The organism is Yoonia litorea (assembly GCF_900114675.1).
Classification (GTDB): domain Bacteria; phylum Pseudomonadota; class Alphaproteobacteria; order Rhodobacterales; family Rhodobacteraceae; genus Yoonia; species Yoonia litorea.
Genome location: NZ_FOZM01000003.1, coordinates 345,672 through 359,611 on the forward strand (window position 1 = coordinate 345,672; position 13,940 = coordinate 359,611).

Here is a 13,940-nt window from a genome sequence, read left to right on the forward strand (position 1 = left end):
CAGCGGCCTTGCAAAAGACCCTATGGGTTGAAAACCTAGCGTCGCGCCAGCAGGGAAACGCCGATCCCGCCCAGGACCAGCACCCCGGCAAAGACCAGACGTGCGGTCAAAGGCTCCGACAGAAAGACGACACCGGCCGCCACGGCGATGACAGGCACGCTGAGTTGCGCAATCCCCGCAACGGTGGTCGGCAGTGCAGGCAACGTCCGATACCAAAGTGCGTAGCCAAGCCCTGATGTGATCGCTCCGGCGATGATGGCCGTGATCGTCCCTGCAATGTTGAGCGGGCCAATCCCCGACCAGACAAGCACCAGCGCCACCAGCGGCAGGCACAGCAGAAAGTTGCTGGCGGTTGCACCCAGCGGGTCTGCCTCTGCCCGTCCCAGCAATGTGTACGCGGCCCATGCAGCCCCTGCGAGCGACATCGCAATCGCGCCGTTCAGAGGGACGCTTGCGGCCCCTGTCGGCCAAAGCAGCACACACAGTCCCACCAGCGCGATGCCAGCACCGATCCAGCGCAGCGCGGGGATCGTCCCGCCTTCGATCACGGCCCAGCCGAATACGACGATCTGCAGAACGCCAAAGAGGATGAGCGCGCCCAGACCAGCATCGAGCGTGAGATACGCCCATGAAAAACCGATCATATAGACGGCAAGCGCAAGCGCCCCGAAAAGCCGCTTGGCCGTCAGGACAGGTGGCCTTGGCGCGTGGCGCAGCGCCACAAGCCCCCACAGCATCGCGGCGCCCGCAGCAGTGCGAACGGTGGCAAAATCCATCGGGTCCATCCCCTGCAGACCCACGCCAATCCGGTTGAGCACCGAGTTGGCTGCAAAGGCGCACATGGTGAGGGTGACAAGCAGGAAAAGTCTCATAGGTTCAAGGCGCGCCAAACGGGGCGGGATACACCAGCGCCTGAGGTTTGGCAGGCTGATCCATGCCTGCAAGCATCGTGTGGTCGATCGGGTAAGGGCTGGAAAGTTGTGTAGCCTTCGCCCGCGAGAATCCGGCCCGTTCATAGAATGCAGGGTCACCCAGCACCACGACAGGCGTTTTGGTCAGCCGCGCCCATTCGCTCAGAAACCCGATCATCCGTTTCCCGTAGCCGTGCCCTTGCAGTTCGGGCTTGATCGCCACCGGAGCCAGACAAAGCCAGCCTTTGGGACGGACCATAGACGAGAGTGCATAATAGCCGATGATCTCGCCATCCCACGTCTGGACGGTCTCGCCAGCCATGCAGCGTGCCTTGCGCAGCCTGCGCACCAGTGTGGCCTCTTCCTGCCCGCCGAAAGCCGCCTGCAGCAGGGCATCGACCTGATCTTCTTCGCCTGCGCGTAACTCACGCGCGAAATCGGGACCACCGTTCACGGCAAGCACCTCTGCCTAGCCATTCTCATAAGCCCACGACACCTGTCTTGCGGGGTCTTCGTCCCCGAGCCCTGCGGCCAGCACTTCGTCCCAGCCGACTTTCGCAACGGCCAGAGCGGGGGACTCAAGGCCGTGCGACTGCACGACGCGCTGGAACACGTCGCAGTCTTTTGCTGCCGCCGACATGGCAAATCCGACGGTTTTGTCCTCGCCGAGAATTTTCGGCAACCGGTCTGCTGCCATGGGCATCCCGGCCGGCCCGCCGCAAAGGATGCGCATCGCGGTCTCAAGCGGGAGCCCGGCACGTTTGGCCAATGGCATCATGTCGCGCAGCCCGGCAAAGTAGAGCTGGATCATGCTGTTGTTGATCGTCTTCATCACAAGGCCGGTGCCCAACGGCCCAACATGGAAGACGCGGTTTGAATATCCGGCGATCACAGCCTCAGCCCGCTTGGCATGGGCATCATCACCCCCGATGAACACGCCGCAGGAGCCCGCTGCCACCAGCTCAGGCCCGCCTGAAATCGGTGCATCCACCGCTGCAGCCCCTTTACCTGTGATCGCGGCAAAGCGGTCCTGCAGAACTTTCGGAACGACTGTGCTGGTCTCGATGATCAGTTTGCCGTCCAGATCACATTCCAGACAGGCATCCAGCGCAAAGGCCACAGCCGCATCGTCCAGCAGGCTGAGGACGAGCGTGTCGCTTGATGCAACGAGGCTTGGAAGATCGGGGGCAGAGATCACACCTTCGATTGCCCGCCCGCTGCGGGTCCATCCAGCGATAGAATACCCCTGAGCCACCAGTCTTTGCGCAATGGCGCTTCCCATCCGGCCCAAGCCGATGACACCGATCCGTTCCATGAGGTCCCCCTACAGCTTTGCCCCATGTGATACCGGATCACCGCAAAAGAAAAGGGCGGCTCCGACCGGAACCGCCCTTCGTTTTGCCTAAGGCAAGGCTGGCTTACATCATGCCGCCCATGCCGCCCATGTCGGGCATGCCGCCACCGGCGCCTGCGCCTTCTTTGGATGGCTTGTCAGCAACCATGGCTTCGGTTGTGATCAGAAGACCAGCAACAGATGCAGCATCCTGCAGCGCAGTGCGGACAACCTTGGCCGGGTCGATCACGCCGAACTTGAACATGTCGCCATATTCTTCGGTCTGTGCGTTGAAGCCGAAGGACTTGTCGTCGCTTTCGCGGATCTTGCCAGCAACAACGGAACCGTCAACGCCGGAGTTTTCAGCGATCTGACGCAGAGGTGCTTCGATCGCCTTGCGGATGATGGAGATACCCACGTTCTGGTCGGAGTTTGCACCCTCCAGACCTTCGAGTGCCTTGCCGCCCTGAACCAGAGCAACACCACCACCGACAACAACACCTTCCTGCACAGCAGCACGGGTTGCGTTCAGGGCGTCGTCAACGCGGTCCTTACGCTCTTTCACTTCGACTTCGGACATGCCGCCGACGCGGATCACAGCAACACCGCCTGCGAGTTTCGCAACACGCTCTTGCAGCTTTTCACGGTCGTAGTCGGATGTTGTCTCTTCGATCTGGCCACGGATCTGGTTGACGCGTGCTTCGATCTCGGCCTTGTCGCCTGCACCGTCGACGATGGTTGTTTCGTCTTTGGTGATCGCAACGCGCTTGGCAGAGCCCAGCATGTCGATTGTGACGTTTTCCAGCTTCATGCCGAGGTCTTCGGAGATGACCTGACCACCTGTCAGGATCGCGATGTCCTGCAGCATGGCTTTACGACGGTCGCCGAAGCCAGGTGCCTTGACTGCAGCAATCTTCAGACCGCCGCGCAGCTTGTTGACAACCAGAGTTGCCAGCGCTTCGCCTTCGACGTCTTCTGCAATGATCAGAAGCGGCTTGCCGGACTGGATCACGGACTCGAGCAGTGGGACCATTGGCTGAAGGGAAGACAGCTTCTTCTCGTGCAGCAGGATGATCGCGTCTTCGAGCTCTGTTGTCATCTTGTCAGGGTTGGTGACGAAGTATGGCGACAGGTAACCGCGGTCGAACTGCATACCTTCAACAACATCGGTCTCTGTTTCCAGACCTTTGTTTTCTTCGACAGTGATCACGCCTTCATTGCCGACTTTCTGCATCGCGTCAGCGATCTGGCGACCGATTTCAGCTTCGCCGTTGGCAGAGATTGTGCCGACCTGCGCAACTTCGTCAGAGTCGTTGACCGGGCGGGCAGCGGCCTTGATGGCCTCGACAACTTTTGCAGTTGCCATGTCGATGCCGCGCTTGAGGTCCATTGGGTTCATGCCGGCGGCAACAGACTTCATGCCTTCCTTGACGATGGCCTGGGCCAGAACTGTTGCGGTTGTTGTACCGTCACCAGCTTCGTCGTTGGTGCGCGATGCAACTTCCTTGACCATCTGTGCGCCCATGTTCTCGAACTTGTCTTCAAGCTCGATCTCTTTGGCAACAGAGACACCGTCTTTGGTGATGCGTGGTGCGCCGAACGATTTGTCCAGAACAACGTTACGGCCCTTTGGGCCCAGAGTAACCTTCACTGCGTCAGCGAGGGTGTTGACACCTTTGAGCATGCGGTTGCGTGCATCTGTGTCGAATTTGACGTCCTTAGCAGCCATTTTCATGTGCTCCTTGAATATGTGGTGGTTTGGAAAGTTTGACGATCAATCCGGGCTTACATGATGCCCAGGATGTCGCTTTCCTTCATGATCAGCAGCTCTTCGCCGTCGATGCGGACTTCGGTGCCGGACCATTTGCCGAACAGAACCTTGTCACCGGCCTTCACGGACATTGCGATCAACTCGCCGCTGTCCTTACGGGCACCTTCGCCTACGCTGACGATTTCGCCTTCGGCTGGTTTTTCTTTGGCGTTGTCAGGAATGATCAGACCGCCAGCTGTTTTTTCGTCGCTTTCGATGCGACGGACCAAGACACGGTCGTGAAGTGGTTTAAATGCCATTTCAGAACTTCTCCAGTTCGTGTTTCTCCCATGTTAGCACTCACTAGGGTCGAGTGCTAACGCGACGTAGCTAAGGATCACATCTGGGTGAGTCAACAAGACCGGAACAGATTTTTCGCATTTTTTCGGGACAAATTTCGCCGCAGCGCAGCAAGCCTAGTCGTCAGCCCTCGGCGTGTCGTCATCCTCTGACAGGATACGCCAAGCATCGCCTTCGAGGTCTTCATACTGGTTGGCCCGCAGGCTCCACAAGAAGGCAGCAAGACCCAATCCGCCCAGAAAGAGCGACACAGGGATCAGAAACACCAGCACGTTCATAGTCGTTTGCCTTTCAGGCGCAGTGCGTTCAGCAGCACCGTAATGGATGAGGCCGACATTGCAATCGAGGCAATCAGAGGTGTTGCCAGTCCGACCAGCGCGACCGGAACGGCAATGACATTGTAGATCGTGGAGATCGTGAAGTTCTCGCGGATGCGCTTGAGGGCGGCCCGTGCAAGCAGTGGCAGTTCGATCAGCGGCGTCAAGCTGTCATTCAGCAGAACAATATCTGAGGCCGCGCGCGAGGCATCAGCCGCCGTCGCTGGCGAGACGCTGGCGTAGGCTGCGGCGAGCGCCCCTGTGTCGTTCAGACCATCGCCCACCATCAGCACCTTTCCGCCTTGGGCGCTCAGGCTTTCGATGTAGGCGACCTTATCTTCTGGCCGTGTTTCGGCCTGCCAATGATCGACGTTGAGGGCGGCGGCGATGCGCGCTGTCTCATTGGCGTCGTCACCAGAGACGAGGTGGATCGTCAGTCCGGCCTTTTGCCAAGCCCGAACGAGCTCTGCCGCACCTTCGCGCAGCTCAGAGCGCAGGTGAATTTTCTGGGGTCGCTGGTCGCCGATCTGCAGGTAAGTGCCATTGCCCATCCCCAGCCATGCACCCGATCCCAGCCGCACGGTCTTGCCGTTCCAGATGGCGCTGAGGCCCTTGCCAGCATGCTCTTGCTGATTGGTCACTGCCGCAGGTGCAACATCCACCAGCGAGGCCGCAATGGCCTGACTGACAGGGTGGGTGGCGTCTTTGGTCAACGCCCGCGCGATGGCTTGCGCGGTATCGTCAAGCGCATCCCGCGCCGCGGCGGGCATCGTCAGCGTGCCGGTCTTGTCGAAAACCACCGTGTCCACTTCGGCCATACGCTCAAGCGCTGTACCGTCCTTGACCAATAACCCTGCTCGGAACAGACGCCCTGCGGCGACGGTCGAGACCGCCGGCACGGCAAGCCCCATGGCGCAAGGGCAGGTGATGATCAGCACGGCGACGGCAATGTTGATGGACAGGCGGAAATCGCCGGACCAGAAAATCCAGAAGACGAATGCAAAAAGCGCCAGAAGATGCACGACAGGCGCGTAGATCGCTGCGGCCTGATCAGCGACGGCTGTGTAGCGGTTGCGCATGGCTTCGGCCTGATCGACCATTGTGACCATCTTGCGCAGGGTCGTGTCGGTGCCAACGGTCGTCGCCTTGATTGTCAGCGGTGCGTTCATGGCGATTTCGCCAGCGGTCACGGTGCTGCCCACGCTGGCAGCGGCGGGTTTGCTTTCTCCGGTCAGCAGTGACCGGTCGATCTGTCCGGCCCCTTCTGTGACCGTGCCGTCAACAGGGATGCGGCCCCCTGGCAGGACCTGCACCATATCGCCGACGGCCAGTTCACCAAAGTCGACCATCTGCCGCACGCCATCCCGCAGGCGCATGACGCGAGGCACTTCCAAAGCAGCCAGCTGTGCCGCGGCAGAGGCAGCGGCCTTGCGGCTGCGATGATCAAGATAGCGCCCGATCAGCAAGAAGAACGTCAGCGTGACAGCCGCGTCGAAATAGGAATGATGCCCGCCGTAGATCGTTTCATAAAGCGAGATGCCGGAGGCCAGCAAAATCGCCAGCGCAATCGGCACGTCCATGTTGAGCTTGCCGACGCGCAGCGACCGCCAGCCGCTGACAAAGAAGGGTTGCGCAGAATAGATCAGGGCCGGAATGGCAATCACGGCTGTCAGCCAGTGAAAGAGGTGCATCGTTGCGCCCACGGCCCCTGACCAGATCGCGACCGACAAAAGCATGATGTTCATGTTGGCAAAGCCCGAGACGGCAAGCCGTGTCATCAGGCTGCGCCCGTAGGCGTCGCCTTCGGCGCCCAGCAGGCTGGTGTCGAGAACCCGTGCCTCGTAGCCGGCCAGTTCCAGCGTGTCGATCAGCTCTTCGGGCGGGATGGGGAAGTCCGTGCCGATCGTCACCCGCTTCATGCTGAGGTTCACGCGGGCATTGGCCACCCCGTCAAGTTCGCGCAGCGTCTTTTCGACGCCGTTGATGCAAGCCACGCAGTGAATACCGGGAAGTGACAGGATGATCTGGTTGATCCCGTTGGACCGGGCTTTGTCCAACTGACCTTCGGGCAGGCCGATACAGGCCGGACAGGCGGCGGTGTCGCTCATTCGGCCCTCAGTGGAAACCTGCGGCGGAAATGGGTGCCGTCATCGGCGATCAGTTCCAGACGCAGGTTATAGTTGCCTTTGCCTGCAACCACCGGCGCGGTAAATGCGGTACCGTTCCAGACAAAGGCCGGGGTCTGGTCATCATTGACGTGGGTCGGACGTCCGAAAATCGCGCGGTCCACCTGTGGCTGCACCGGCTGGCCTGCTGCATCCTTGATGGTCACACTCAGGATGCCGTCCTCAAGGCGTGAGGTCACATCCCAACCCAGTGCATCCTGTGCCTGACGCTCGATCTCGAACTTCTGGCTTGCGACATAGGCGTTGCGGTCCTCGACGCCGGGGAAGGTGGCGACAGCGTTATAGGCAAACCACAGGTTCACGGTGATGATGGTGCCGAACATGGCCAGCATCAGGCCAAGCATATGCCAGCCGGTAAATTCACGTGTCATTGCTGGGGCCTCCCGTTGAAAATGGCGTCCTTGTAAGCGCGTTCGCCAGAGACGATGTCCTCGACCCAGAAGCGGAATGGAACGACGTCTTGCGTTGATGCTGCGTCCTGCGGGCGTGCGGTGACATAGACGCGTTGCAGGAAGGTTTCATTGGCAGGGACGTTGACGTTCCGCTCGGCGGTGCCTTCCAGCTCGATACGCAGGATTTCGTCAGAGCGCAGCGAGAGGTGGAACACACGATCCTCACCGTGTTTGTTGAGCAGGCGAATATCGTAAATGTTGCGGATCGACCCGTCAGAGAGTGTCACGAAGGTCGGGTTACGCACAGCCGCGACATTCATCTCGATATCGGCGCGCACAAAGAGCGCAAAGACCAATCCGATCCCGATGGCTGCCCAAAGGGTCGTATAAATGACGGTGCGCAGGCGGAAGACATGCTGCCAGAGCTTCTTGGCGGGTTTGCCTTTGGCCTCTTCTTCCTGATCGGACAGTGCCAGATAGTCGATCAGGCCGCGTGGCTTGCCGATCTTGGCCATGATGTCGTCGCAGGCGTCGATACACAGCGCGCAGGTGATGCATTCCATCTGCTGACCGTCACGAATGTCGATCCCCGCAGGGCAGACATTCACACAAGCCATACAGTCGATGCAATCACCGGTGTTCGGATCGCGTTGCTTGCCGCGGGGTTCCCCGCGCCAGTCGCGATAGGCGACGGTCAGTGTTTCAGGGTCCATCATGGCCCCCTGAATACGCGGCCAGGGGCACATGTAGTTGCACACCTGTTCGCGCATGAAACCGCCGAAAATAAAAGTAGTGGCTGTCAGCACGCCGATGGTCGCCCAAGCGATGGGAGGAGCGCTGAGCGTGGCGAGGCTGACAGCCAAAGTTGGGGCGTCGGCAAAGTAAAATACCCATGCGCCGCCCGTAGCTACGGAGATAAGTAGCCAAACCGTCCACTTGGTGAGCCGCAGGCGGACCTTGCGAAAGTCCCATTTCGCATTCCAAAGCCGCACCCGCGCATTGCGGTCGCCTTCGATCCAGCGCTCAACAAGGATGAAAAGGTCGGTCCAGACCGTCTGCGGGCAGGTATAGCCACACCAGACGCGGCCCAGAGCCGAGGTAAAGAGAAACAGACCCAGACCAGCCATGATCAGTAGGCCCGCGACGAAATAGAACTCGTGCGGCCAAATCTCGATCCAGAAGAAATAAAACCGGCGGTTTGCCATATCCAGCAGCACCGCCTGATCAGGAAGTGACGGACCCCGGTCCCAACGGATCCATGGTGTGAGATAATAGATCCCCAAGGTGACAGCCATCACCCACCATTTCAGGTTGCGGTAGAACCCTTTGACGCGACGCGGGAAGATCGGCTCCCGTGGGGCGTAAAGCGGCTGGTTTTCAGAGGTCGACATAATTGGTCCATCAGGGAAGGTGTTCTGTTCGCATGATGGGTTTTAAGGGAATCGCATTTCGATTCTTTGATGTGGATCAATGGCCGCTTGCTGTGGCGCTGCGGTGGGGTGTCGCAGCGCAGCTGTGGCCCCTTTGATCAGTCGCCGAAAACCACCGCTTCGGGGATTACAAAGCGGTTCGGACCAAAGGTTACGATGTACGTATCGGCAGGTTTTTCGACCGTAAAATCGGCCGATGGCGAGCCTGTCACCAGATCGCCATCCTCAAACAAAAGCTGCTGTTCCACGCGCCCCGGCAGCGTAATCCAGACGCCTGCGTTGCCCGGGCCTTGTCTGATCACACCGAAAGGGCAGGTGGCCTCTGCTGCCGTTGCAGGCACATTGCAGCTCACGCGCCCTGTCGCATCAAAGGGAATCCCGATACCGATTGGCCCGTCTCCGTCTGTGACTGGCAGGCTGGGGGGTGCGGTTTCAGAAAGGTACTGCCCTGCAACCCACCCCGTCAGGCCACTGCCGGTTGCGCGGATGCTGCACCAGCGGGTCTCTCCGCTCAGCCTGCAGCCGCGGTTTTCCAGCACATCACCATTTCTGAGCGTGCCAACCACATCGTAGCGCGTCGCAGGCCCGGACCGCAGGTTGAGCGTTCCCCCAGCGCTCAGGCCGGTGACAGCCCAATAGTCGGGTCCACCGGTCAAACCGTCTGCGAACTCCGGCGCGCCGATGCCGACGGTCAGCGTATAGTCAGCCGTTTCCCCGCGTCGTGCCGTCGCGCGCATCTGATAGACGCGGATGATGTAGGCCCCGTCATTCGGGGCAGGAATATCGGCGACATTCCCGTCGCGCGCGCCGACAAAAAGCGCCACCGCCTCGCCCTCTGGCTGGATATTGAAGTAGGCGCTGCCGCTTTCGCGGAGCAGATCAACGGAAATGATCTGTGACTGATCGGCGCTGACGATGTAATCGACGCTTTCTGCCCCCGTGATCGTGCCGGTCAGGGATATCTCTTCCCCGACCGGGGCCGTTGGGATCGCCTCGCGCCGTTGATCCTGCGCGGTTGCCATCGTTGGGATGGCAAAAAGCATCAAGACAGCAAGAAGATGTCGCATAAACGGCCCTCCGATCCGGTATAGCCATCATGCCGCCGTGATGTCCCGAGAGGCAAGCTTTGCCTATTGCTGTGGTCGTTCGGCCCAGCCTGCAAAGATTTTCTCAAGTGCGACGACTGCGTAGTAAAGCAGGATGCCCAGCACGGCCAAGGCGATCAGCACCGCAAACATCAAAGGGTAATTCGAGTTTGTCTGCCCTGAGAGAAACAGCGCGCCAAGCCCTTTGCCGTGAGGTGAGATGATTTCGACCAGATTGGTGCCGATGAACGCCAGCGTGACCGAAACTTTCAACGCGCCGAAAAATTCCGGCAGTGTTTTTGGCAGTGCGATCTTGCGGAAGATGGTAAAGCGGCTTGCCCCCAAGGACCGCAGGATGTCGCGGTATTCCGGTTCGAGCGTTGACAGGCCAATCCCCACCGAAACTGCAATCGGGAAAAACGAAATCAGAAAGGCCATCATCACGGTGTTGAAATTGTGCTGGCCGACAAACAGAAGGGCCAGAACCGGGACTAGCGTCGCCTTTGGCACCGCGTTGAACCCCACCAGAAGCGGATAAAGCGCATCGCGGGCAATCCGCGAAAAGCCCATCACCATACCGATGGCTGTCCCGACGACGACCGCCAGCAACAGCCCAAGAACGGTGCGCCAAAGCGTGTCCCAAGCACCGGTCAGGAACAGCTCCCAGAACCGGCTGTAGGCCGCTGGCAGGTCAGAGGGGGAGGCCATGACAAAATCGGGCCAATCGTTCACCCAGACCAGCGCCTCCCACAGGATGACGAAGATCAGAATGGCAAGGATCGGTGTGGCGATTTTCTGAAAGGTCTGCATCAGTGTAGCCCCGCTTCGGGATCGCGGCCCTGCGCGATTTTGATCTGGTCGCGCAATGTGGCCAGCATCTCGGCGCATTGCGGTGTGTAAAGCCCGTCGATTTTGCGCAACCCGCCATCATCAGGATAGTCCACATCAAGGACAAATTGTGTCGTTGCGGGGCGTCCCGACAGCACGATGACCTGATCGCCAAGATAGACGCTTTCACGCAGGTCATGGGTGATCAGGACGGCTGTGAAAGGTTCCTGTGCTCGCAGGGCATGCATGGTCTGCCACAGATCTTCGCGTGTGAAGGCATCAAGTGCACCAAAAGGTTCGTCCATGATCAGGACTTCGGGTTTGTGCACGATCGCACGGCACAGTGAGGCGCGCTGGCGCATCCCGCCTGACAGCTCTGAGGGGCGCTTGTTCTCAAATCCGGTCAGGCCCACAAGGTCCAGCAATTCCATCGCGCGCGCCTCTCTGTCGGCGCGGGGCATTGAGGGGGCAACGATTTCCAGCGGCAGGATCACATTGTCGAGGATCGTGCGCCATTCCAGCAGGACCGGATTCTGGAAGGCCATCCCCACGGTCTTGCGGGGCGATTTCACGAGCTGGCCATGAAGCCAGACTTCGCCCTGATCGGGTTTCATCAGGCCGGTGACAAGCCGCGTCAGTGTTGATTTTCCACAGCCCGAAGGGCCGACAACGGCGGCAAATTCGCCTTCCGGCACTGCAAGGTTCAGATCGTCCAGGACCGGAAGTGGGCCGTTGGGTGTCTGATAGGCGTGGGTGACGCCTTTGATCTCTATGAGGTGATTCATGTGCGGCGGCGCCCGCCCCTAATAGGGCAGGCGCCTGTCCTTTATTACTGCAGCATCAGCGCGTCGGCTGCCGGCAGGTAGCTGCCATCGAAGTAGAGCGACATTTCAGGCTCACCGACAAAGTCATAGACAGACTTTGTCTGCTCGATCGCGGCGGCCATGCGGTCTGCATCGACAGAACCCATGCCGTTTTCCATCACGAAGTCAGTGAGGACGTTGGCATCGATCGCCATTTGCAGACGCTCTGTCTCAAGACCGGCGTCAGCGGCTGGGTTCCGCTCGATCAGCGACTCCACGGCTGTGGCCGGATCGGCAATCGCAGCTTTCCAGCCAGCGGCAACCGCCGTCAGGAAGCCGGTGACGACCTCAGGGTTTTCGGCGGCAAAGTCGGTGTTGACGATGATCGCGTTGCCGTAAAGCTGCACGCCATGATCAGCCATCAGGATTACGCTGATGTCGTCAGCCTCGACACCCAGACGCTTGAGGTTCAGTGTTGATGAGAAGGAGAAACCCGTGACGGCAGCCACCTGACCTTCGGCCAGCATGGGTTCGCGGGTGGGGAAGCCGACAGGCTCAACCGTGATGGCATCAACATTGAGGTTGTTTTCAGCCGCAAAGATCGGGAACTGCGCCCAGGCACCATCGGGTGGCGGCGCACCCAGCACACGGCCTTCGAGATCGGCAGGGGCTTCCACGCCCAAGGATTTCCGGCCCACGATGGCGAATGGCGGCTTGTCATAGACCATCATCACCGCCTTCACCGGTGCATCGGGGTTCTGGTCGAGAAAGCGCATCAGGCTGTTGATATCGGCAAAACCGATGGGAAACGCGCCTGTGGCCACTTTCGGGATCGCGTCAAGCGAGCCGTTGCCTTCGGAAATGCTGACATCAAGGCCCTGTTCTGCAAATAGGCCGCTGTCGATGGCAAGAAAGTAGGGCGCTGATGGACCTTCGAATTTCCAATCCAGCGCAAAGGGAATTTCAGTTTGTGCAGTGGCAGTCGTGGCGGACCCGAAAATCGTGAGCGAGGCGGCCAGGGCGGCAGCGGTAAGACGTTTAAACAAGGCGAGCTCCTTTGACTTGTGACGTGCGAGATCTGATCGCACCAGATGCGCAAAACGCTTTCACGCAAGGATGTGAAGGGGAATACGCACCGCCGCATCCTTGAGCATCACCTTACCTTTGCTGAAAAAACAGGCAACAAATATGTCGTGCGCTGCGTGGTTGTGCAGTCAGGCACAGGGGATTGCGCGCGCGACAGCACCGGCCGGACAGATTCTCCGCTCGCTTTTAGTGGTCATTGGGCGTAATTCCGGCTTATGAAGATCGTCCGCCTTGAAGACGCACATCAGCTTCCGCTGTGGCGTCGCCCGACATCGTTGCTGTTTGTTATGGCAATGGCGATGCCTGTTGCCTTTGCCACATGGTCGGCACTGCTCAACAATTTCGTCATCGAGGTTGCGGGCTTTGACGGGGCCGATATCGGCTGGCTGCATACGGTGCGCGAAATCCCCGGATTTTTTGCCATCGGTGTCATTGCGCTGATCATGTTCATCCGCGAGCAGGTGCTGGGTCTGGTCGCACTGGTCATGTTGGGAGCGGCCACAGCGGTGACGGCGGAATATCCGCATATGGCCGGTATCCTGACGGTGACGATGCTGTCGTCGATTGGCTTTCACTATTATGAGACCGTGAACCAGTCGCTGCAGCTGCAATGGATCGACAAGAAGCGCGCGCCGCAGACGCTTGGCTGGATTCTATCGGCAGGGTCCGGCGCGACCCTTCTGGTTTACCTGCTGATTGTTTTGACATGGGAACGCCTCGGGCTGACCTACAGCACGGTCTACTGGCTCTCTGGCGGGTTCACGGCTGTGGTCGCCGTGATCTGTCTGCTGGCCTATCCCCAGTTTGAAAGCCCGCATCCGCAAACCAAGAAGATGGTGCTGCGCAAACGCTACTGGCTTTATTATGCGCTTCAGTTCATGTCAGGCGCGCGGCGCCAGATATTTGTTGTTTTCGCAGGGTTCATGATGGTCGAGCAATTCGGCTTTGCTGTGGACGACATCACCAAGCTGTTCATGATCACGCTTCTGATCAACATGCTGGCCGCCCCGTTGCTGGGGCGTATCGTGCAGGTCTTTGGCGAGCGGCGCGCGCTGATCTTTGAATACGTTGGCCTCTGCGCGGTCTTTTTTGCCTACGGTGGCATTTACTATTTTGGCTGGGGTGTGGTGCTGGCGACGGCGCTTTACATCATCAACCACATCTTCTTCAGCCTTGCGCTGGCGATTAAGACCTATTTCCAGAAAATCGCTGATCCGCAGGATATTGCGCCAACGGCGGCGGTGGCCTTTACGATCAACCACATTGCTGCAGTGTTCCTGCCGGCGATGCTTGGCTACATCTGGTTGCAGTCGCCCGGATTGGTGTTTCTGATGGCCGCAGGGATGGCGATCGTGTCGCTTTTGCTGTCACTTCTGATCCCGCGTCATCCGGCCCCGGGTCACGAAACCGTGTTCCAGACCCGGTTGGTTGCAGCGGCAGAGTAGTAAAATCCGCGCTC

At 59.4% G+C, this 13,940-nt stretch carries 14 protein-coding genes; 1 reads left to right on the plus strand and 13 read right to left on the minus strand.

Annotated elements, in window-relative coordinates:
* Positions 1–35: 35 nt before the first annotated feature.
* From BM316_RS14860 to BM316_RS14920, 13 genes are all read right to left on the minus strand, one after another.
* Positions 36–872 carry a DMT family transporter gene (locus tag BM316_RS14860; RefSeq protein ID WP_090210164.1) on the minus strand — a complete coding sequence of 279 codons (837 nt, stop codon included), beginning with the start codon at positions 870–872 and terminating at the stop codon, positions 36–38.
* Positions 873–876: 4 nt separating this feature from the next.
* A complete protein-coding gene (locus BM316_RS14865) occupies positions 877–1,365 on the minus strand; it encodes a GNAT family N-acetyltransferase (RefSeq protein ID WP_090210166.1) in 489 nt (162 codons plus the stop codon).
* A gap of 15 nt (positions 1,366–1,380) precedes the next feature.
* Complete coding sequence (locus BM316_RS14870; protein ID WP_090210168.1) at positions 1,381–2,226, minus strand: NAD(P)-dependent oxidoreductase; 846 nt, start codon at positions 2,224–2,226, stop codon at positions 1,381–1,383.
* A 103-nt stretch (positions 2,227–2,329) separates the two neighbouring features.
* Positions 2,330–3,973 (minus strand): chaperonin GroEL, encoded by a 1,644-nt coding sequence (gene groL, locus BM316_RS14875; RefSeq protein WP_090210428.1) that lies wholly within the window; start codon positions 3,971–3,973, stop codon positions 2,330–2,332.
* 56 nt (positions 3,974–4,029) lie between these two features.
* Positions 4,030–4,314 (minus strand): co-chaperone GroES, encoded by a 285-nt coding sequence (gene groES / locus BM316_RS14880; protein WP_090210170.1) that lies wholly within the window; start codon positions 4,312–4,314, stop codon positions 4,030–4,032.
* A 156-nt stretch (positions 4,315–4,470) separates the two neighbouring features.
* Positions 4,471–4,632, minus strand: coding sequence for a cbb3-type cytochrome oxidase assembly protein CcoS (ccoS, locus tag BM316_RS14885; protein ID WP_090210171.1), 162 nt, complete (start codon positions 4,630–4,632; stop codon positions 4,471–4,473).
* On the minus strand, positions 4,629–6,779 hold the full coding sequence (locus BM316_RS14890; protein WP_090210173.1) for a heavy metal translocating P-type ATPase: 2,151 nt from the start codon (positions 6,777–6,779) through the stop codon (positions 4,629–4,631). Before BM316_RS14890 ends, ccoS begins: the two co-directional genes overlap by 4 nt.
* The gene (locus BM316_RS14895; protein WP_090210174.1) at positions 6,776–7,228 is read right to left on the minus strand and encodes a FixH family protein; all 453 of its coding nucleotides are present in this window, start codon (positions 7,226–7,228) and stop codon (positions 6,776–6,778) included. Before BM316_RS14895 ends, BM316_RS14890 begins: the two co-directional genes overlap by 4 nt.
* On the minus strand, positions 7,225–8,640 hold the full coding sequence (gene ccoG, locus BM316_RS14900; protein ID WP_090210176.1) for a cytochrome c oxidase accessory protein CcoG: 1,416 nt from the start codon (positions 8,638–8,640) through the stop codon (positions 7,225–7,227). The genes BM316_RS14895 and ccoG overlap by 4 nt, the downstream gene beginning before the upstream one ends.
* A 137-nt stretch (positions 8,641–8,777) precedes the next feature.
* Positions 8,778–9,746 carry an SH3 domain-containing protein gene (locus BM316_RS14905; protein WP_090210177.1) on the minus strand — a complete coding sequence of 323 codons (969 nt, stop codon included), beginning with the start codon at positions 9,744–9,746 and terminating at the stop codon, positions 8,778–8,780.
* Between the two features lie 63 nt (positions 9,747–9,809).
* On the minus strand, positions 9,810–10,574 hold the full coding sequence (locus BM316_RS14910) for an ABC transporter permease (RefSeq protein ID WP_090210179.1): 765 nt from the start codon (positions 10,572–10,574) through the stop codon (positions 9,810–9,812).
* Positions 10,574–11,377 (minus strand): ABC transporter ATP-binding protein, encoded by an 804-nt coding sequence (locus BM316_RS14915; RefSeq protein ID WP_090210180.1) that lies wholly within the window; start codon positions 11,375–11,377, stop codon positions 10,574–10,576. Before BM316_RS14915 ends, BM316_RS14910 begins: the two co-directional genes overlap by 1 nt.
* A gap of 44 nt (positions 11,378–11,421) precedes the next feature.
* Positions 11,422–12,441, minus strand: a complete 1,020-nt coding sequence (locus tag BM316_RS14920) for an ABC transporter substrate-binding protein (protein ID WP_090210430.1) — start codon at positions 12,439–12,441, stop codon at positions 11,422–11,424.
* A gap of 255 nt (positions 12,442–12,696) precedes the next feature.
* Between BM316_RS14920 and BM316_RS14930 the strand changes: the two genes are divergently transcribed.
* Positions 12,697–13,926, plus strand: coding sequence for an MFS transporter (locus BM316_RS14930; protein ID WP_090210184.1), 1,230 nt, complete (start codon positions 12,697–12,699; stop codon positions 13,924–13,926).
* Positions 13,927–13,940 lie beyond the last annotated feature (14 nt).